This window comes from Nocardia rosealba (assembly GCF_020216065.1).
Classification (GTDB): domain Bacteria; phylum Actinomycetota; class Actinomycetes; order Mycobacteriales; family Mycobacteriaceae; genus Nocardia; species Nocardia rosealba.
The window spans coordinates 1,464,150-1,483,977 of record NZ_JAIWNA010000001.1 but is presented as its reverse complement, the minus strand read 5'-3'; the positions used below and the strand labels follow the sequence as shown (position 1 = coordinate 1,483,977).

15 protein-coding genes are annotated in these 19,828 nt (G+C 69.0%); 5 read left to right on the top strand and 10 right to left on the bottom strand.

The genetic code is table 11. The features are described 5' to 3' along the window. Positions 1 to 3: 3 nt before the first annotated feature. Positions 4 to 3,939, bottom strand: coding sequence for an AAA family ATPase (locus LDL21_RS06685; protein ID WP_225279257.1), 3,936 nt, complete (start codon positions 3,937 to 3,939; stop codon positions 4 to 6). 244 nt (positions 3,940 to 4,183) lie between these two features. Here LDL21_RS06685 and LDL21_RS06680 point away from each other — a divergent pair, with 244 nt between their 5' ends. Continuing rightward, complete coding sequence (locus LDL21_RS06680; RefSeq protein ID WP_225279176.1) at positions 4,184 to 4,651, top strand: DUF1707 SHOCT-like domain-containing protein; 468 nt, start codon at positions 4,184 to 4,186, stop codon at positions 4,649 to 4,651. Positions 4,652 to 4,781: 130 nt separating this feature from the next. Here the strand turns inward: LDL21_RS06680 and LDL21_RS06675 are convergent, their stop codons facing one another. The 7 genes from LDL21_RS06675 to LDL21_RS06645 all read right to left on the bottom strand — a co-directional run bounded on the left by LDL21_RS06675 (position 4,782) and on the right by LDL21_RS06645 (position 11,353). Next, positions 4,782 to 5,237 carry a DUF350 domain-containing protein gene (locus LDL21_RS06675; RefSeq protein ID WP_067636770.1) on the bottom strand — a complete coding sequence of 152 codons (456 nt, stop codon included), beginning with the start codon at positions 5,235 to 5,237 and terminating at the stop codon, positions 4,782 to 4,784. 27 nt (positions 5,238 to 5,264) lie between these two features. Beyond that, the gene (locus LDL21_RS06670; protein ID WP_181700897.1) at positions 5,265 to 6,428 is read right to left on the bottom strand and encodes a glutathionylspermidine synthase family protein; all 1,164 of its coding nucleotides are present in this window, start codon (positions 6,426 to 6,428) and stop codon (positions 5,265 to 5,267) included. Next, positions 6,428 to 7,129: a hypothetical protein gene (locus LDL21_RS06665; protein ID WP_225279175.1), complete on the bottom strand. Its 702-nt coding sequence runs from the start codon at positions 7,127 to 7,129 to the stop codon at positions 6,428 to 6,430. Before LDL21_RS06665 ends, LDL21_RS06670 begins: the two co-directional genes overlap by 1 nt. A gap of 25 nt (positions 7,130 to 7,154) precedes the next feature. Next, positions 7,155 to 7,433: an acylphosphatase gene (locus tag LDL21_RS06660; protein WP_225279174.1), complete on the bottom strand. Its 279-nt coding sequence runs from the start codon at positions 7,431 to 7,433 to the stop codon at positions 7,155 to 7,157. 15 nt (positions 7,434 to 7,448) lie between these two features. Then, positions 7,449 to 7,895 (bottom strand): OsmC family protein, encoded by a 447-nt coding sequence (locus tag LDL21_RS06655; RefSeq protein ID WP_181700893.1) that lies wholly within the window; start codon positions 7,893 to 7,895, stop codon positions 7,449 to 7,451. Between the two features lie 190 nt (positions 7,896 to 8,085). Continuing rightward, a complete protein-coding gene (locus tag LDL21_RS06650) occupies positions 8,086 to 8,826 on the bottom strand; it encodes a response regulator (protein WP_225279173.1) in 741 nt (246 codons plus the stop codon). Between the two features lie 4 nt (positions 8,827 to 8,830). Next, positions 8,831 to 11,353, bottom strand: a complete 2,523-nt coding sequence (locus LDL21_RS06645; protein ID WP_225279172.1) for a sensor histidine kinase — start codon at positions 11,351 to 11,353, stop codon at positions 8,831 to 8,833. Between the two features lie 100 nt (positions 11,354 to 11,453). Here LDL21_RS06645 and LDL21_RS29745 point away from each other — a divergent pair, with 100 nt between their 5' ends. From LDL21_RS29745 to LDL21_RS06630, 4 genes are all read left to right on the top strand, one after another. Continuing rightward, on the top strand, positions 11,454 to 11,582 hold the full coding sequence (locus LDL21_RS29745) for a hypothetical protein (RefSeq protein ID WP_255495634.1): 129 nt from the start codon (positions 11,454 to 11,456) through the stop codon (positions 11,580 to 11,582). A gap of 83 nt (positions 11,583 to 11,665) precedes the next feature. Then, positions 11,666 to 13,336 (top strand): potassium-transporting ATPase subunit KdpA, encoded by a 1,671-nt coding sequence (gene kdpA / locus LDL21_RS06640; RefSeq protein WP_225279171.1) that lies wholly within the window; start codon positions 11,666 to 11,668, stop codon positions 13,334 to 13,336. Position 13,337: 1 nt separating this feature from the next. After that, positions 13,338 to 15,473 (top strand): potassium-transporting ATPase subunit KdpB, encoded by a 2,136-nt coding sequence (gene kdpB / locus LDL21_RS06635; protein ID WP_225279170.1) that lies wholly within the window; start codon positions 13,338 to 13,340, stop codon positions 15,471 to 15,473. Position 15,474: 1 nt separating this feature from the next. Then, complete coding sequence (locus LDL21_RS06630; protein WP_225279169.1) at positions 15,475 to 16,344, top strand: potassium-transporting ATPase subunit C; 870 nt, start codon at positions 15,475 to 15,477, stop codon at positions 16,342 to 16,344. A gap of 44 nt (positions 16,345 to 16,388) precedes the next feature. Here the strand turns inward: LDL21_RS06630 and LDL21_RS06625 are convergent, their stop codons facing one another. Both LDL21_RS06625 and LDL21_RS06620 read right to left on the bottom strand, forming a co-directional pair. Beyond that, on the bottom strand, positions 16,389 to 18,527 hold the full coding sequence (locus LDL21_RS06625) for an amylo-alpha-1,6-glucosidase (protein WP_225279168.1): 2,139 nt from the start codon (positions 18,525 to 18,527) through the stop codon (positions 16,389 to 16,391). Next, a complete protein-coding gene (locus LDL21_RS06620) occupies positions 18,524 to 19,687 on the bottom strand; it encodes a glycosyltransferase family 4 protein (protein WP_225279256.1) in 1,164 nt (387 codons plus the stop codon). The genes LDL21_RS06625 and LDL21_RS06620 overlap by 4 nt, the downstream gene beginning before the upstream one ends. Between the last annotated feature and the right edge of the window lie 141 nt (positions 19,688 to 19,828).

The window sequence follows — 19,828 nt, the reverse complement described above, 5'->3', positions numbered from 1 at the left end:
TCGTCAGGCCGGAGCGGACGCCTCGACCGGGGCGGCGGAACGGGTGAGTCGCTGGGAGATCACCTGGGTGATGCCGTCACCGCGCATACTCACGCCGTAGAGGGCGTCAGCGATCTCCATGGTCGGCTTCTGGTGGGTGATGACGATCAGCTGGCTTTTCTCCCGCAGCTGTTCGAACAGGCCGATGAGGCGGCGCAGGTTGGTGTCGTCCAGTGCGGCCTCCACCTCGTCCATCACATAGAACGGGGACGGGCGGGCACGGAAGATCGCGACCAGCAGCGCCACGGCGGTCAGCGACTTCTCGCCACCGGAGAGCAACGACAGCCGCTTGACCTTCTTGCCCGGCGGCCGGGCCTCGACCTCGATGCCGGTGGTGAGCATGTCGGACGGGTCGGTGAGCACGAGTCGGCCCTCGCCGCCGGGGAACAGTTTGGCGAACACCCCGACGAACTCGCGTTCCACATCGGCGTAGGCCTCGGTGAACACCTGCAGGATGCGGGCGTCGACCTCGGCGACCACATCCAGGAGGTCCTTGCGGGCGTTCTTGACGTCCTCGAGCTGGGTGGCCAGGAAGTTGTAGCGTTCCTCGAGCGCCGCGAATTCCTCCAGTGCGAGCGGATTGACCTTGCCGAGGGTGGCGAGGTCCTTCTCGGCGCGTTTGGCGCGGCGCTCCTGGGTGGCGCGGTCGTAGGGCATCGGCTGCGGCGCGGTGACCTGCTCGCCGCGCTCCTTGGCGTCCTCGTATTCCTGCATCTCCAGCGCCGACGGCGGCAGCGGCACATCGGGACCGTATTCGGCGACCAGATCGGCCAGCGCGATGCCGAACTGTTCGGAGATGGTGGTCTCGAGCTGTTCGATGCGCAGCGCCGCTTGGGCTTTGGCCACCTCGTCGCGGTGTACGGCGTCGGTGAGCTGGGCCAGTTGGGTGTTGAGGGCGCGTGCCCGTTCCTTGACCTGTTCCACGGCCGACGCGACTTCCCCACGGCGCCGGACCAATTCGTCGCGCCGGGCGGCGGCCGAGGCCACCACCTGCTCGAGTTCCTTCGCGATCTTGGCACCGGACTCGGCCACCGCGGCCGCGACGGCGGCGGCCTGCCTGCGCGCGGCCTGCGCCCGTTCGGCCCGCGCCCGCGCCTCCCGCTCGGCACGTGCGGCGCGACGCAACGAATCCGCTTTGCCCCGAACCGATTCCGCACGCTCCTCGGCGGTGCGCACCGCCAGCCTTGCCTCGACCTCCATGGTCCGCGCCTCGGCAAGCGCGGCGGCGGCCTCTTCGCGGGCCCGCCCGGCGGTCTCGGTCCCAGCGGTGCCGTAGCTGTCGTCGCTGTCGTCGTGTTCGGTTTCGGCGTGGCGCAGCCGGTCCTCGAGCTCGGCGAGGGAGGCGAGGGATTTCTCCCGGGTCGCTTCGGCTTCGGCGCGCTGGGCGGTGAGCCGTTCGCCCTCGGTCTGCGCGGCGCGCGCGGTCTGGCCCACCCGGGCGAGCCGGTCGTAGATGGCCAGCAGCGCCTGATCGGATTCGTGCAGCGCCATCAGCGCGTGGTCGGCGGCCTCTTTCCGGTCGGTCTGCTCCGCGAGCGCACCCGCCAGCGCGGCCTCGAGCTCCTCGGCGCGGCGCTGCGCGGCGGCCAATTCGGCGGTGGCGGCGTCGATGTCGGCCTGGATCTCGAGCTGACTCGGCATCCGCTCGGAACCACCGATGATCCAGCCCGACCCGGCCAGATCACCGTCACGGGTGACGACCCGCAGTTCCGGTCGCTCAGCGGCCAGCGCCGTGGCAGCTGCCAGATCGTCAACGACGACAACACCTGCGGTGAGCGCGGCCAACGCGGACCGCACCTGCGCGGCACCGTCGACGACATCAGCGAGCCACCTGGCCCCTCCGGGCAGCGGCGCACGCTCAGCGTCTGCCGAGAGCGCACGACCTCGACCCGACCCCACCGAACTACTCCCGGCATCGGCGGGAGCGCGCTTCGCAGGCTGATCCGTTCCCCGCGAGCCACTCCCGGCATCGGCAGAGGCGCGCGCCGCAACGTCCGCACCCGGCAAGCCACTCCCGGCATCGGCACGAGCGCCCGTCGGAGCGTCCGCACCCGGCGAACCACTCCCCGCGTCGTCAGAGGCGCGCGCCGCAACGTCCGCACCCGGCAAGCCACTCCCGGCATCGGCACGAGCGCGCGTCACAGCCTCGCCCGCCGACGAGCCGCTCTCAGCAGCGGACGAGGTCGAACTCGCGGCGGCGAAGACGAATGCCACCCGACCGCCGTCACCCGCTCGCAGCTCGCGCACAGCCGCATCGGCGGCCGCGGCGGTGTCGGCGGTGATCGCGTCGGCCAGCGGGCCGAGCAAGGCGGCGAGGGCGGCTTCGAATCCCGCTTCCACGCGCAGCAGCCCCGACAGCCGGTCGCCGACGCCACTCACCCCGTGTTCGAGCAGCCAGGCGGCACCGTCCTTGCGGGCCAGGTTCATCTCGAGTGCTTCGATGCGCGCCCCGAGCCGGGCGACGAGCTTGCTCGCCTCGCGGTCCTGTTCGCGCAGTTCACGCACCCGCTCGTCGGCCAATTCCAAAGCGGCGACGGCGTGTTCGTGCTGGGCGTCGAGCCCCTTCTCCCCCGCGTCGAGATCGCCGAGTTCGTCCTGCACGGTGTCGTATTCGGCCTGGGCGGCCTCGCCGCGGTGCCGCGCGTCGGCGATGGCGACCGACAGCCGCGCGATCTCGGCGTCGACAGACTGCGCCCGGGTGCGCAGGTTCTCCACCTGACCCGACAGCCTGGCCAGCCCTTCGCGGCGGTCGGCGATGGCCCGCACGGCGGCCAGGTGCGCCTGTTCGGCGGCTTTGGCGGCGTGTTCGCGATCGGCCAGCGCTTCCCGCGCGGCCTCGAGTGTTTCGGCGGCCATTTCCACGGCGTAGCGCAGTTCGGCTTCCTCGGCCTCGATCCGGTCTGCCTCGGCCTCGAGCTGCTCGGGGTCGCGGCCGGTGCCCACGGGTGCCTCGGTGTGCAGGTTGCGGGCGCGATCGGCGGCGATGCGGATGGTCGCGTTGACGCGTTCGGCCAGCGCGGAGAGCTGGAACCAGGTCTGCGCGGCCGCCTCGGCGCTCGGGCTCAGCCGCGACAACTGGAACTCCTGCTGCGCGAGCGCGGCATTGGCGGCGTCGAGTTCGGACTGCACATTGATCTGCTGCTCGCGCGCGTAGGCCTCTTTGCTCAGCTGCGACTCGAGTTCGCCGCGCCGCGTCACCAGGTCGTCGGCGGCCAGGCGCAGCCGGGCATCGCGCAGGTCTGCCTGCACGGTCTGGGCGCGACGGGCCACCTCGGCCTGCCTGCTGAGCGGTTTGAGCTGGCGGCGCAGTTCGGTGGTGAGGTCGGTGAGGCGGGCGAGATTGGCCTGCATCGCATCGAGCTTGCGGACCGCCTTCTCCTTGCGCCTGCGGTGCTTCAGCACGCCCGCGGCCTCTTCGACGAACGCGCGCCGGTCCTCTGGCCGCGACTCGAGAATCGCCGACAGCTGACCCTGCCCGACGATCACGTGCATCTCACGCCCGATACCGGAGTCCGACAGCAGTTCCTGCACGTCCATCAGGCGGCAACTGCTGCCGTTGATCTCGTATTCGCCCGCGCCGTCACGGAACATGCGGCGGGTGATGGACACCTCGGCGTAGTCGATGGGCAGCGCGCCGTCGGAGTTGTCGATCGTCAGCGTCACCTCGGCACGCCCGAGGGCGGCACGTCCGCTGGTTCCGGCGAAGATGACGTCCTGCATCTTGCCGCCGCGCAGCGCCTTGGCGCCCTGCTCGCCCATCACCCAGGTGAGCGCGTCGACGACATTGGACTTGCCCGACCCGTTGGGCCCGACGACACAGGTGATGCCGGGTTCGAAGCGCAACGTGGTTGCGGACGCGAAAGACTTGAACCCTTTCAGCGTCAAGCTCTTCAGATGCAACGCCACCCGCCTCTCCGGGAGTTCTGGCCAGACCTAGGTGCGAGAGGGCAAGACACGCGGCCTGCGGTTGGAACATCGCACCGGGCTGTGTTGCCGCCCGTGTGCTCGCGTGAGCCTATCCGATCGCCGTCGTGGCGCCGTGAACCTCCGGCCGGTAGGCGGACGAAGGGTTGACATTACACAGTGGAGGGTGGACGCTTGGTACCAGCAGATCACTGTGTTTGGTGAACGAGAGGTTGTCGGTATGGACATCACCCCCGGCACGCGCGCGTCCGATGCCGAGCGCAATGCGATCGTGGCCCAGCTGAGCACTCACCTGGCCGACGGCAGACTCGATCTGGCCGAGTACGACCTGCGCGTCGCGAAGGTCTACGCGACCACCACCCGCGACGACCTCGCCCTCGTCCTTTCGGACCTGCCTGCCCTGCCGGACAAGCAACCCACCACCCCGCCGAAACAAGCACCGCGCATCCCCGTGTGGCAGCGCATCGAAGCGGGCAGCTGGCTCGGCGTGAGCATCATCGTGCTGGTCATCTGGGGCCTGATCTCGCTGACCGCAGGCGAACTCACCTACTTCTGGCCGATGTGGGTGATCGGCCCATGGGGCGCGGTCCTGCTGTTCCGCGTCATCACCGGCTGGGAGGCCCAGCCCGGCACCGCCACCCACCTGCGCCAACTGCAAAAGCAGATGAAGCACATCAATCCCCACTGACGCAACAACCGCCATCGCAAGGACATGGGTAACTCACCGGGGACGGGCTGACCCGACACAACGCGACACCGTCGGCCGCGTCCCGAGTCTCACCGCCCCTGAGTCTGGCCAGAATTCGCGGGGAGGCGGGTCAGAGGATCGCGAACGCCACCACCAAGCCCAGGGCGAAGTGGGCGGCGGCCACGACGAGGACCTCGGGGGTGTAGGTGTCGGCGTGCAGGGTGCGGCCGATGTCGATGCCGGTGACCTTCTCGACCACGCGCACCGAGATCACCTGCGCGACGATGCCGACCAGACCGAACACGACCGCCGTGATCAGCCCCTGCGTCAGTTTGGCGCCCGGATCGGTGGCCAGCACCGCGAACACGACGATGAACGCCATGCTGATCATGCCCGCTGCCGAGACGATGATCGCGTTGGGCTTGCCCGCGATCACCAGGTCGCGCAGCTTGCCGGGAGTGGTCAGGTCGATGGCGAAGAATCCGATCAGCATCAGGATCAGGCCGATCAGGCAGTACAGGATGATGGCGCCGACGCCTTCACCGAGCGCACTCCAATAACCCGATTCCAGGGCGAGGGCGGTCATCGTGGTCCTTTCGAAACAGTGTTGTGGTCAGTCGACGATGCGGTGCGGGACGAACGCGGCGCCGTCATCGGTGATGAGGCCCGCGGTCTCGCGGATACCGAGCCCGGCGGCGTTGTCACCGACGACCCACGCCCCGAGCACGGGACGCATGCCGTCGAATTCCGGGAGCGGGTCGAGCAATTGGTAGACGAAGCCCTCGGCGCCGTACACCCCACCGGTCGCGGTCTCCATGCCGGGACCGACGATGGTCATGTTGGCGCCTTCACGGCCGAGCTTGGGTTTGCGGATGTATTCGGTGAGCTCGTGCGGGTCGTCGAGGTAGGCGGGCAACAGGTTCGGGTGGCCGGGATACATCTCCCACAGGATCGCCAGCAGCGCCTTGTTGCTCAGCAGGGTGGTCCACAGTGGTTCGATCCAGGCGGTCTGCGGGATGCTCGCGACGACGCGTTTGCCGAAGTCGTCGTCGAGGATCCATTCCCAGGGGTAGAGCTTGAAGACCGATTCGATGGGCGCCTCGGCGAGGTCGACGAACCGGCCGAGTTCGGTGTCGAAACCGACCTCCTCGATCGGCAGCGCGACGGTGTCGAAGCCCGCCTCGGCGGCGGTTTCCTGCATGTAGGCGGTGGTGACGTTGTCCTCACCGGTGGCGTCGGCACCCGACCAGGTGAAGTGCAGTTCGGTGCCGGGCAGCACATCACGCAGCTCGCCCCAGCGCTCCACCAGCTTCTCGTGCAGTGAATTCCATTGGTCCCCACCGGGATACACCTGCTGCAACCAGTGCCATTGGATGATGGCGGCTTCGAGCAGCGAGGTGGGGGTGTCGGCGTTGTACTCGAGCAGTTTGGCTGGGCGGCGCGCGTCGTAGCGCAGGTCGAACCGGCCGTACACGTAAGGGTCGCTGCGGCGCCAGGATTCGGCGATCGGGCCCCAACTCCATTCCGGCAGACCGAAATCGGCGTACCGCTCGGTGAGAACCACGTGTTCGGCCGCGTGCAGACACATCGACTGCAGCAGTTCCACATCGGCTTCCAGCGCGAGGATCTCGTCCATCGAGAACTCGTAGTGCACCGATTCGTCCCAGTAGGGCCGTGGCTGGCCGCTGGCATCGCGGCCGGGCACGCCGTAGACGAGCCCCTGGCTTTCGATGATCTGCTGCCAGCCCGGCCGTGGCGTACTCGCGACACGTCGCACTAGGAACCACTCCCGCCGGACTTGCTGCCCAGGCCGCCGCGCTGAACGGTGGTGCCGGACTTGGTCTTGATCTCGGCGTTGCGCGGTTTCACCGTGGTGCCCCCGCTCGGCGGCCGGCCGATGGTGGCGTTGCCGCCGTAGTGGTAGCGGTACTGCGGCCACCCGAGCAGGATCAGGCTGCCCATGCCACCGGAGTTGTCGCTGCGGAAGTTGGTCTTGCCGTCGCCGCAGTGCTCGTCCGGGACGACGACCTCCTGGCCGTTCTGGTCGATCTGCACGCAGGAGGCGGTGACCTGTTCGGGGGCGTTGACCGCCCGGTAGGCGAGGTAGCCGCCGCCGACGAGGGCCGCGACTCCGACCACGGCGACACCGCCGATCATCACCCGTTTCCTGGTGCGGCGCTTGGCTTCCGCGGCTTCGGCGGCGGCGCGTTCGGCCTGCTCGGCCTGATTGCGTGCCTTCTCGCGCGCGCGTGCCTCGGCGACCGTCGGCGGGCGGGGCTGGGTGCGGCCCGGTTCCTGCCTGTCCATTCGGCCGGGACGTGGTTGCGGCGGTTGTTGCGGTGGCGGCGGCCAGGTGGGCGGCGTGCCCGCGGGTTGTTCCGGCGGGGTCGGGCCCGCTCCGGAGTCGGGCGGGGTCCAGGGCGAGGATCCGCCCGGCTGGTCCGGCTGGTCGGGCGAACCAGGGTTGTGTGTGCTCACTGCCGCCTAACCCCCGAAGTCACTTCTACCGCTCCTCGAATCCGGTCATGTCACCGCGCGCGGGCTCCCAGCTTTCCACAACCAGGTCGACCCGCCCAGGCGCCTTGCCGGACCGTAGCAGCTCCAGCAGCTTCTCGCCCGAGCTTCGTTGTCCCTCGGCCACCACGTGGACCCGTCCGTCGGCGTGGTTGCGCGCGTACCCGGTGAGGCCGAGCTCCAGTGCGCGCGAGCGTGTCCACCAGCGGAAACCCACACCCTGGACGTACCCGTGGACCCACGCGGACAGTCGGACAGGTTCGGTCACAACGGCTCCTCGGGGTCAGGCGTCGATGTCGAAGTTCAAGGTCACCTTGGTGCCCGCCTTGAGTGTGCGACCGACGGTGCACACCTTGTCGACGGCGCGCTGCACGGTGACCAGCAGTCGTTCGCGGGCCTCTTCGTCGAGTTCGGACAGATCGAGCTCGAACACCTCGTCGAGCTGCGGGTACAGCTCGTTCTCGCGGTCGGCGTCGCCGGAGACGCGGATGGTCGCGTCGAAGTCGTCGCCGAGGCGACGCGAGAGCGGCAGGTCGGAACTGAGCCCGGTGCACGCGGCGAGGGCGATCTTCAGCAGCTCACCGGGGGTGAACGCGCCGGGCACACCCTGCGAGGCGATCAGCACCTCGGCGCCACGGTTGCTACGTCCGGTGTAGGCCCGCGTGCCGGTGCGCTCGACCCATAGTTCGACGGGCGCGGTGGTCACGGGTGCATTCTGCTCAACTGACATGGGCCTGATCCTGCCATCCTCGTGGGGAACAACTCACGCCTGGGAACGTCGGCGCCTCGATCGTCATTCCGGTGAGTGACGCCGCGCACTACCCCACTGAGGCAAGTCCGGTTTCGAAAGGCACAGGTGCGGCCGCGGCCATGCGCTCGGCTCGAGGCCGGACTCCTGCGCCGCGCCTGGGCGAACCGTGTCACTGGTGGAAGCGGTAGCCCATCCCCGGCTCGGTGAGCAGGTGGCGGGGATGGGCGGGGTCGTCTTCGAGTTTGCGGCGCAGCTGGGCCAGATAGACCCGCAGATAGTGGGTTTCGGTGGCATACGCCGGGCCCCACACCTCGCGCAGTAATTCCTTGCGGCCCACCAGTTTTCCGCGATGGCGGACCAGCATCTCGAGCATCCCCCATTCGGTGGGGGTCAGGTGGACGGGCGTGCCGTTCTTGGTGACCTGTTTGGTGGCCAGGTCGACGGTGAAGGAATCGGTGACAACCACCGGTTCCGCCTCGTCGGCCGCCCCCGCACCGCGCCGGACCGCCGCCCGCAGCCGGGCCAGCAGTTCGTCCATCCCGAACGGCTTGGTGACGTAGTCGTCGGCGCCCGCGTCGAGCGCCTCCACCTTGTCGGCCGAATCGGTGCGCGCCGAGAGCACGATCACCGGCGCCGAGGTCCACCCGCGCAGCCCGGCGAGCACCTCGATGCCGTCGAGATCGGGCAGGCCCAGGTCGAGAATGACCACGTGCGGCTGCTTCTCCGCGGCCACGCGTAACGCGGCGGCGCCGTTGCCCGCGGTGAACACCTCGTACCCACGCACCGACAGGTTGATCCGCAGCGCGCGCACGATCTGCGGCTCGTCGTCGACGACGAGCACGCGGGTGGTGGGCCCGGCCGACCGGGAATCGCCGGGCTGCGGCGCGTCCGTCCCCGATGAGTTGCTCATGTCCTCACTTTCCTCGTCGCACGGCGGGGGCGGTCGAAGCAGACGCACCGGCGGGCAGGTCGAGCAGCACTGTCAGTCCGCCGCCTGGCGTGGGTTCGGCGTGGACGGTACCGCCCATGGCCTCGGCGAAACCGCGGACCACCGACAGTCCCAGGCCGACGCCGGTGGTGTTGTCGCGGTCCCCGAGTCGTTGGAACGGTTCGAACAGGTGCTCCTCGCTACCCGCGGGCACGCCCGGCCCGGTGTCGACCACCGCGACGACGACCCGGTCGCCCACGCGGTCAGCGGTCACGCGCACGGGCGTGTCGCGTCCGGCGTGGCGCAGGGCGTTGTCCAGCAGATTCGCCAGTACTCGTTCGAGCAATCCGCTGTCGGCCGACACCGAGATCTCACCGACCTCCACCGTCACCCGGTCCATCGCCGCACGCCGCAGCCCCCTCGTCCCCATACCCACGCTGACGAGCGCCCGATGCACCGCCTCGTCCAGATACACCTGCCGCGTCTGCGGCGTGACCACCCCGACCGCCAGCCGCGACGAATCGAGCAGGTTGCCGACCAGCGCGGTGAGCTGGTCGACGGATTCCTCGATGGCCTCGAGCAGTTCGCCGGTGTCCTCGGGCGAGAACTCCACGTCGTCGCTGCGCAGACTCGACACCGCCGCCTTGGCCCCGGCCAGCGGGGTGCGCAGGTCGTGGCTCACCGCCGACAGCAACGCGCGTCGCAGCCGGTCGGCTTCGAGCAGTGCGGCCGCCGCCCCGGCCTCTTCGGTGAGGCGCTGCTGACGCACCAAGCCGACGGCCTGGTTCGCCACCGCGTTGAGCACGGGCCGCTCCCCCGGATCGAGCGGATGCCCGGCAAGCAGCAGCACGCCGGTCGCGTCGCCCGCTTCGATCGCGGTCGCCGCGTCGGCGACCCGATGCGGCGGGTCGGCTCCGACCGAGGCGACCACTTCGTCACCGCAGCGCAGGCTCACCGCGCGTTGCCCGTAGACCTCGCGGACCTGTTCGAGCAGACGCGGTAGGTCGGCGCCGTGCAGCACCGCCCCGGCGAACAGGGTGAGCAGCTCGGCCTGGCGAGATGCCTTGCGCGCCTGCCTGGTTCGCTTCGCCGCGAGGTCGACGAGCGCCGCCACCGCCACCGCCACGATCAACAGCACGACCACGGTGACGAAGTTGTCCGGTTCGGCGATGGTGAGGCTGTAGCGCGGCGTGGTGAAGAACCAGTTCAGCAGCAGCCCCGACAGCAGAGCCGAGGCGCTCGCGGGCAGCACCCCACCGAGCAGCGCGACCGCGACGACCCCGACGAAGAACATCGCGCTGAGCCCACCGAGTTGCAGATGCCGGTCGAGCACCGCCCAGCAGAGCACGCTCACCAGCGTGGGCACGAGCAAGGCAGCAACCCAGGCGACCACGGGTTGGCGTGTTCGCAGCGGATTGCGCCGGACTCCACGGTTGGCTTCCTCGTGGGTCACCATGTGCACGTCGATCTTGCCCGAGCGTTGCACCACGGTGGAGCCGATGCCCTCGTCCAGTATCCGGGCCCAACGCGAGCGCCGCGAGGTGCCGAGTACCAGCTGCGTGGCGTTGACCTCGCGCGCGAATTCCAGCAGTGCCGTCGGCACGTCGTCGCCGGTGACGGTGTGCAGCGAGGCGCCGAGCGCGGCGGCGAGTTCACGCAGCCGCGCCAGGCGTTGCGTGGACACCCCGGCCAGCCCGTCGCCCCGGACCACGTGCACCACCACGAGTTCCGCGCTGGATTTCGAGGCGATCCGCCCGGCCCGGCGCACCACGGTCTCCGATTCGGGACCACCGGTCACCGCGACGACCACGCGTTCGCGCGCTTCCCACAGCTCGGTGATGTCGTGGTCGGCCCGGTACTTCGCGAGTGCCGCGTCGACCTGGTCGGCCAACCACAGCAGCGCGAGTTCGCGCAGGGCCGTGAGGTTTCCGGGCCGGAAGTAGTTCCGCAACGCCGCGTCGACCTTGTCCGCGGCGTAGACGTTGCCGTGGGAAAGCCTGCGCCGCAGCGCTTCCGGTGTCAGATCGACGAGTTCCACCTGGTCGGCCCCGCGTACCACCGCGTCGGGTACGGTCTCGCGCTGTTCGATGCCGGTGATCTGGGCGACCACATCGTTGAGGCTCTCGAGGTGCTGCACGTTCACCGTGGAGATGACGTCGATCCCCGCATCGAGAATCGCCTCCACGTCCTGCCAGCGTTTCTCGTGCGCACTGCCCGGGGCGTTGGTGTGGGCGAGTTCGTCGACGAGCACCACGGCGGGCTTGCGCGCGAGCACCGCGTCGACGTCGAGCTCGGGCAGTTCGGTGCCTCGGTATGGCACGGCCTTCGGCGGGATCCGCTCGATCCCGTCGAGCAGCTGGGCGGTCTTCGCCCGCCCGTGGGTCTCCACCACGCCCGCGACCACATCGCGGCCACGCTCGAGTCGCCGGTGTGCCTCACCGAGCATGGCGTAGGTCTTGCCGACGCCGGGTGCGGCACCCAGGTAGATGCGTAGTCGACCGCGTTTCACCGGTTCATCATCGCCCGGTGCACCGTCAACAACCCGCAAAGGCGGCGCCTCGGTGCGCTAAGGATCCGTAAGGAATGCCCGTGCCGCCCATCCGAAGGCCTTGACTCGCCTTGGCGCCCCACGGTGGGGCGCGAGGAGGTCGGACATGTCTGTGGTGGTGTTCACGGTGCTCACCGTGGCGGTCTTCGCGCTGCTGGGCCTGATCCAGCGCGGGATGGAGAAGCTGTGATCGCGAATCTGGTCGGTCTGGTGCTCGCCGCCGGTGTCGCCGTGTTCATGGTGGCGGCCCTGCTCTTTCCCGAGAGGTTCTAGGTGACCACGACAACAGCGGGGATCGTGTTCCTCGCGGCCCTTGTACTCGCGCTGGCACTGGCACATGTGCCGCTCGGTGACTACATGTACCGGGTGTACAGCGGCGAACGGCATTCCCGTGCCGAGCGGTTGATCTACCGTGCGATCGGCGCGCAGCCCGAGGTCGAGCAGACCTGGCCGGTGTACGCCCGCAGTGTGCTGGCCTTCTCGGCCGTCGGTGTGCTCGGCTTGTTCTTCTTCCAGCTGGTCCAGGGCGCGCTGCCGCTGCACCTGAACGATCCGGGCACCGAGATGACGCCGGCGCTGGCGTGGAACACCGCCGTCAGTTTCGTCACCAACACCAACTGGCAGAACTACTCCGGCGAGTCGACCCAGGGTCACCTGGTGCAGATGGCCGGGCTGACCGTGCAGAACTTCGTATCGGCGGCAGTGGGTATGGCGGTGGCCGTCGCACTGGTCCGTGGTTTCGCCCGCCACCGCACCGGTGAGCTCGGCAATTTCTGGGTCGACCTGGTGCGCGGCACCGTGCGCATCCTGCTGCCGCTCGCGTTCGTCGTCGCGGTCGTGCTGGTGGCCGGCGGGGTGATCCAGAACTTCCACCTGCACGACCAGGTGGCGCAGACCCTCGGCGGCGCCGCGCAGACGATCACCGGCGGCCCCGTCGCGAGCCAGGAGGCGATCAAGGAACTCGGCACCAACGGCGGCGGTTTCTACAACGCCAATGCCGCGCACCCGTTCGAGAACCCGACCACGTGGACGAACTTCGTGGAGATCTTCGCCCTGATGCTGATCGCGTTCTCGCTGCCGCGCACCTTCGGGCGCATGGTCGGCAGCACGAAGCAGGGCTACGCGATCGTCGCCGTGATGGGAACCATTGCTCTGGTGAGCGTTTCGTTGCTCAGTGTGTTCCAGTCGCAACACCACGGAACCGTGCCCACCGCCGTCGGTGCGTCGATGGAAGGGGTGGAAACCCGCTTCGGTGTGGCCGATTCGGCCGTGTTCGCCGGGGCGACGACCCTCACCTCGACCGGTGCGGTGAATTCCTTCCACGACTCCTACACCAGCCTCGGTGGCCTGGTGACCATGGTGAACATGCAGCTGGGCGAGGTCGCGCCCGGCGGGGTGGGTTCGGGCCTCTACGGCATGCTGATCCTGGCCGTCATCACGGTGTTCGTCGCGGGCCTGATGGTCGGGCGCACACCGGAATACCTCGGCAAGAAGATCACGCCGCGCGAAATCAAGCTCGCCGCCACATATTTCCTGGTGAGCCCGCTGATCGTGCTGGTCGGCACCTCGGTCTCGACGGCCCTGCCCGGGCCGCGCGACAGCATGCTCAACAGCGGACCGCACGGCTTGTCGGAAGTGCTGTACGCCTTCACCTCCGCCGCCAACAACAACGGTTCGGCCTTCGCCGGACTGTCCGGCAACACCACCTGGTTCAACACCGCGCTCGGGCTGGCCATGCTGCTCGGCCGGTTCGTCCCGATCATCGTCGTGCTCGCACTGGCCGGTTCGCTGGCCGCGCAGGGCCACACGCCCGCCTCGGTCGGCACCCTGCCCACCCACCGGCCGCAGTTCGTCGGCCTGGTGGTCGGGGTGACGGTGATCCTGGTCGCGCTCACCTTCCTGCCCGCCCTCGCGCTGGGGCCGCTCGCCGAAGGAATCCACTGATATGACCGTCCCCACCCTCACTCCCCCGCGCGCACCGCGCACCGAGCGGGCCGCCCGCGGCGTTCTCGACCCGACGCTGTTGCGCACGGCGCTGCCCGAGGCGATCCGCAAACTCGACCCGCGCACCCTCTGGAAGAACCCGGTCATGCTGATCGTGGAGATCGGCGCGGCCTGGTCGACCGTGCTGGCGATCACCGAACCGTCGTTCTTCGCCTGGGCCGTCGTCGCCTGGCTGTGGCTCACGGTGGTCTTCGCGAATCTGGCCGAGGCCGTGGCCGAGGGGCGCGGCAAGGCGCAGGCCGAGAGCCTGCGAAAAGCCAAGACCGACACCGTCGCCCGCCGGCTCACCGACTGGACGCCGGGCGCCCCGCTCGTCGAGCAGCGGGTTGCCGCACCCGAACTGCGTCGCGGTGACTTCGTGGTGGTGGAGGCCGGCCAGGTGATCCCCGGCGACGGCGATGTGGTCGAGGGCATCGCGTCGGTGGACGAATCCGCGATCACCGGTGAATCGGCACCGGTGATCCGCGAATCCGGTGGCGACCGTTCGGCGGTCACCGGTGGCACCACCGTGCTTTCGGACCGCATCGTCGTCCGCATCACCCAGGAGCCAGGCGCGAGTTTCATCGACAAGATGATCGCCCTGGTGGAAGGCGCGAACCGGCAGCGGACGCCCAACGAGATCGCGCTGAACATCCTGCTGGCCGCGCTGACGATCATCTTCGTGTTCGCGGTCGCGACCTTGCAGCCGTTGGCGATCTTCTCGAAGTCGAACAACCCGGGCGTTGCCGACACCCTGGCGCTCGACGGTGACGGCATCACCGGCATCGTGCTGGTGTCGCTACTGGTCTGCCTGATCCCCACCACCATCGGCGCGCTGCTCTCGGCCATCGGCATCGCCGGGATGGACAGGCTGGTGCAGCGCAATGTGCTCGCCATGTCGGGACGTGCGGTGGAGGCGGCGGGCGATGTGAACACGCTGCTGCTGGACAAGACCGGAACCATCACGCTCGGCAACCGTCAGGCCGCCGAATTCGTCGCCGTGCCAGGAATTCTCGACGACGAGCTGGCCGATGCGGCGCAATTGTCGAGCCTGGCCGACGAAACCCCGGAGGGCCGCTCGATCGTCGTCCTCGCCAAGGAAGTGTTCAACCTGCGCGAGCGCGGTGCGGGGGAACTGCCGGGCGCCGTCTGGGTGGAGTTCACCGCCCAGACGCGCATGTCCGGTGTCGACCTGGCCGACGGGCGCCGCTTGCGCAAGGGCGCTGCCGGTGCCGTCGCCGACTGGGTTCGCACGCAGGGCGGTTCGGTACCGGCCGAAGCGTCCGCCCTCGTCGACGGTATTTCCGCGTCCGGCGGAACACCGCTGATGGTCGGTGAGGTCCACGGCGGCACCGCCCGCGTGCTCGGCGTCGTCCATCTCAAAGACGTGGTCAAACAGGGCATGCGGGAACGCTTCGACGAAATGCGGCGGATGGGGATCCGCACGGTGATGATCACCGGCGACAACCCGCTGACCGCCAAGGCGATCGCCGACGAAGCGGGCGTCGACGACTTCCTCGCCGAGGCGACTCCGGAGGACAAGCTCGCCCTCATCAAGAAGGAACAGGACGGGGGCCGCCTCGTCGCGATGACCGGCGACGGCACCAACGATGCCCCCGCACTGGCCCAGGCCGATGTCGGCGTGGCCATGAACACCGGCACCTCGGCGGCCAAAGAGGCAGGCAACATGGTCGATCTGGATTCGGATCCGACCAAGCTGATCGAGATCGTGGAGATCGGCAAACAGCTGCTCATCACTCGTGGGGCGCTCACCACGTTCTCCATAGCCAACGACATCGCCAAGTACTTCGCGATCATCCCGGCCCTGTTCGTGCCGCTGTTCCCCGGCCTGGACGCGCTGAACATCATGCGGTTGGCCAGCCCGCAGTCGGCGATTCTGTCGGCGGTGATCTTCAACGCGGTCGTCATCGTCGCGCTCATCCCGTTGGCTCTGCGCGGCGTCGGCTACCGGCCGAGCAGCGCGTCGGTCCTGTTGCGCCGCAACCTGACCGTCTACGGGCTGGGCGGCATCATCGTGCCGTTCCTCGGCATCAAAGTCATCGATCTGTTCGTCCGACTCCTTCCCGGGATGGCCTGACATGCGTACTTCGACCTGGTTCCGCCAGCACCTTGCCGCCCTGCGTGCACTGCTGGTGCTCACCGCGGTCACCGGAATCGCCTACCCGCTGGCGGTTTTCACGATCGCCCAGTTGCCCGGTCTGGATCAGCGAGCCGCCGGATCGCTCGTCGAGCGGGACGGGAGGCTGGTTGGCTCGAGCCTGATCGGGCAGTCGTTCACCGCTGCCGACGGCACCGCCCTCGGGCAGTACTTCCAGAGCCGTCCGTCGGCGGCGGGTGAGGGCTACGACCCGCTCGCCACCGCCGCGAGCAATCTCGGCCCGGAGGACATCGTCGACACGGCGGACCGGATCAGCCTGCTCACCGCCGCCTGCGCGCGTTCTGCGGAGGTCGGTGTCCGTGAGGGGGTCGACGGCCGTCGCCAGTTCTGCACGGAAAGTGGTGTGGGCGCGGTGATCTCGGTGCTGGGTCCGCGCGATGCCGACGGAGACGTGTCGCGGCCGGAACGGGTGGTCAGTGTCAACGAGCCATGTCCGACGCGCCCCTTCACCGCCACCTTCCGTGGTGTCGCGGTGGAATGCGCGCGAACCGGCGAGGACTACTCGACGGGCGTGCTCGTTCCGGTCCTCGGCGACGCACCGGCCCACCCGGTGGTGCCCGCAGACGCGGTGACGGCCAGCGGCAGCGGCCTCGACCCGCACATCTCCCCCGAGTACGCCGCCATCCAGGTCGACCGGGTGGCGCGGGCGCGCGGCATCTCCCCCGAGCAGGTGCGCACCGTACTCACCGAGCACACCCACGGCCGCACGCTCGGCTTCCTCGGTGAACCGCGCGTGCACGTCCTCGAGCTCAATCTCGCACTGGACGAGCAGTTCCCGCTGTCGCGCTGAACGGATGCGCCGGGTACCGCGGGGGTTCCCGGCGCATCGCCGCGCTATTCGATCACCAGTTCCCAACCCTCGGGCAGGCTCGCGGTGAGTATCTCGGTGCCACGCACTTCCATGTCGATCGTGTCGGTGCCGAGCCGGAAATCGGCCAGGCGCACGATGCCCCACGAGGCGGGCACGCGCGGACGAACCGTCAGGGTCTTGGCGGGGACGTCCGGGTCGATGCCGACGAAGGAGCGGATGAGCAGCAACGGCGCGGCGCTGGCCCAGGCCTGCGGGGAGCAGGAGGTGGGGTAGGGCACGGGTGCGGCGAAGCGTCCACGGGGGAAACCGCAGAACAGCTCCGGCAGACGGCCGTCGAAAGCCGCTGCCGCGTCGAGCAGCCCGGCCGAGAGCTGGGTGGCCAGTTCGATCGCGCCCGGCACGTGCTGGTACCGCATGAGCCCGGCCACCGCGATGGCCGTGTCGTGCGGCCACACCGAACCGCAGTGGTAGCTCATCGGGTTGTAGGCACCCATGTTGGAAGCCAGTGTGCGCAAACCGAATCCGCAGTCCATCTCCGGCGAGGACAGGTGCCGGATCAGGATCTCGGCGTGCTCGTCGGTGGCGATTCCCGACCACAGGCAGTGCGCCGCGTTGCTGGTGAGCGCATCGACTTGGCGCTTGTTGCCGTCCAGAGCCACGGCGTACCAACCACACTGGGGTAGCCAGAACTGCTCGGCGAATTTCGTGCGCAAGGCGACGGCGCGTTCGCGCATCTTGCGGGCCAGCGGTTCGTCGTCGAAGGCGTCGGCGAGTTCGGCGCGCGCCAGCAGCGCCGCGTAGACGTACCCCTGCACCTCGCACAGCGCGATCGGGGCCTGCGCGAGCTGGCCGCTGGCGAAATTGATGCCGTCGAAGCTGTCTTTCCAACCCTGGTTGATGAGTCCACGGTCGGTGGCGCGCACGTATTCGACGAAACCGTCGTCGTCGCGGTCACCGAAATCGGTGATCCAGCTGATGGCGGCGTCGGCGGCGGGCAGCAGGGTGGCGATCGACGCGGGATCGGCCCCCCAGCGCAGACATTCGGCGAGCAGCATCACGAACAGCGGGGTGGCGTCGACCGTGCCGTAGTAGATCTGGCCGCCGAGGACCTGCCCGACGGCCGGGCCACGGCGCATCTCGTGCATGATGCGGCCCGGTTCCTCCTCGACCAGCGGATCCACTGTCTCGCCCTGCAATTCGGCCAGCTGCTGCAGCGTGCCGAGGGCGAGGTCGGTTTCCAGCGGCAGCGACATCCAGGCGGTGAGCAACGAGTCGCGACCGAACAGGGTCATGAACCAGGGCGCGCCCGCCGCGACGAACGGCCGGCCGGTACCGGAATCGCTGTGGATCTGCAGTGCGCCGAGATCGCTTTCGCTGCGCCGCAGTATCCGGTTGAGCATCAGGGAATCGCTGGTGATGTCGGTGGCCGTCGCCCGCCAGGCCTGGATCTTCTTCACCGGTTCGCTCGCCCGATAGCGTTCGCCCACCGAACCCTGCATCGGCGGGCGCTGGGCCGCGCCTGCGGGCAGGGCCGCGATCTCGGTCTGCCAGCGACCACCCGCGGGCACGACGATGCGCCAGATCATGGTGCCGGGCAGCACCATCGGCTCCACCGTCGAGGTGAGGGCGAGCCCGCGCGCCAGGTCGGCGCGGTCGTGCAGCAGCAGTTCGCCGTCGGCGGTGGTCATCTCCGCGCGGCGCCCACCCGCCCGGCCCTCCTTCACCGAGAACAGGTCGACGAAGTCGGCGTCGACGTGCACCTCGAGCACGACCGCGGTGGCTTCGCGGCTCATGTTCTCGAGGGTGATCACCTCGTGCATGCCCTCGGCGACGAGCCGATCGCGCACCACGAGCAGGGTGCTGTCGGCCATGCCGGCCTGCGGCGGCCTGCGCAGCACGAAACGCGCTGCGAAAGCCTCCGGGCTCAGCACCGACAGCGGCTCGGGCTTCTTGCCGTCGACCAGCAGTTCCCAGCGTGAGATGACCCGCGCGTCACGGAAGAACAAACCCTGCGGTTTTCCCGGCTCCACGTCGCCGAGCCGGTCCGAGAGACAGAAGGTGCCGCCCTCGACCAGGGTCACATTGCCGCCGTGGCCGCCGAGCCCGGCCGGTTCACCCGCGTTCAGCGGAGTCGGGCTCGGCTGCGCGTCGCTGTGGCTCATGCGCGCCCGGTGGTCGCCGCGACGAACGGCATCGCGAAGGCGCTGCCGTATCCGATCGTGGTGCGCGCCAGAATTTCCCGGTACACCTGTTCGTAGCCACGACCCAGGGTGTCGGCGCCGAAGTTCGCCTCCACGTGCGCCCGGCAGGCGGCCGGGTCGTAGGTGGCGACCTCGTGGATCGCGGCGGGCAGTTCGGCGGGATCCTCGCAGATGCGCGCGGTGACACCGTCGACCAGCACTTCGCTCACCGCGCCGCCGCGCAGGGCGACAACCGGTGTGCCACAGACCATTGCCTCGATCATCACCATGCCGAACGGCTCCTCCCAGCGAATGGGGAACAGCAGACACCGAGCTCCGGCCAACAGTTTACGCTTGGCGGTCGCGTCGGCGAGGCCGAATACATGATCGTCCGCGGTGAGCCGCGGGCGCACATATTCCTCGAAGTAGGCCTTTTCCGGCGGTTCGGAGCACTTGCCCGCCAGGATCAGCGGGATACCGGCCTCGTGGGCGGCGTCGAGGGCCAGGTGCGGTCCCTTGTCCATCGAGAAGCGGCCGAGGAACAGCGCGTAGTTGTCCTTCTCCGGCTGGAAGGGCCACTGATCCGGGCGAAGCGCGTTGTGCACGCGACCGGCCCAGCCCAGATCCGGCGCCAGCTCGCGCTGCCGATCGCTGATCGCGATCAGCGAGCACTCCTCACCGAGTTCGCGGTAGTAGCGGTAGCAGTCGTCCTGGACGGGGCCGTGGACGGTGACCACGGTCGGCAGGCCGAGATTGGCGTAGGCGGGGGCGTTGAGCGGTCCGGCGAACGTGTGGTCGTGCACCAGGTCGATGCCCTCGGTGTCGGCCAGTCGCTCGATCGCGCGGCGCACGCGCAGCGCGTGGACCACCTCCGGGAACGGGTCACCGAGCCGCTCGGGCACGATCCGGTCCCACAGCGGGACGAAATTCGCTTTGGTACCGGCCTCGCCCGCACCGAACAGGGTGACGTGATGGCCGCGCTCACACAGGGAATCGACCAATTCGGCGACAACAGCTTCCACCCCGCCGTACGCCTTGGGGGGAACATCGAAATACGGTGGCACGACCATCGCAATTCGCAGTGGGCCACCATTGTGCTCGATCGAATAGAGATCAGAACTGGAGAACCCGGTCGGCGACATTGCCGACATATCTGTACTCATGACCTTCCTTCCAGGGACACAACCTCGCAACACTTGCGCGAACAAGAGATGGCCGCCTCGGCGGGGTGGAGACCGAGAGCTTCACCGCCGTCCATGGGGCATGGTTGGCCTGGCCAGGCG